The organism is Promicromonospora kroppenstedtii DSM 19349 (assembly GCF_000515355.1).
Lineage (GTDB): Bacteria > Actinomycetota > Actinomycetes > Actinomycetales > Cellulomonadaceae > Promicromonospora > Promicromonospora kroppenstedtii.
Genome location: NZ_KI911744.1, coordinates 85,920 through 86,481 on the forward strand (window position 1 = coordinate 85,920; position 562 = coordinate 86,481).

A 562-nucleotide genomic window follows, 5' to 3' on the forward strand; every position below is an offset into this window, starting at 1 on the left:
CGGCGGCCCGAGCGTGCGGGGCGCGCCCGGGATCCACAGCGTGCGGGACCGGAGGGTGTCGATGACGTACGGCCCGGCGGCCGCCACGACCAGGAGCACCAGGAACACCAGCGCAATGACCACCGACGTGGTGCCGAACTCGGTGTAGACGGGCGGCACGCGCACGAGGTCGGGGTCCGGCACGGTGCGGTCGACGCCGACCAGGCCGTCCCCGAGCGGCTGCGGCGTCGTGGCGCGCTCGCCGTAGCGCAGCACCCACTGCACGCCCAGCACGAGCAGGCTGGAGTACACGGTCGCCGCCGCGACGGAGACCAGCAGGAACACGCCCGGTCCGGCCCCGTTCCAGCCCTCGGTGGCCCGACGGCGCAGCACCATCGCCGCCAGCACCACCACGACCGGGCTCAGCACGGCGAGCAGCGCGACCGCGACGAGCAGGTAGCGCAGGCCGGGACCCGGCTCGGTGACCAGGACCACGCCCACGCACGCCGTGGCGACCACCGGCACCGCCGACCACGCGGCCACGCCCCAGGTGCCGCGCGTCGTGCGCCACGCGAGCCCCGTC

Annotated in this window: 1 pseudogene; it reads right to left on the reverse strand. The window is 76.2% G+C overall.

The annotated features are described in order from the left end of the window. Positions 1-562, reverse strand: a pseudogene (locus PROKR_RS36110) (hypothetical protein); the annotation flags it as partial.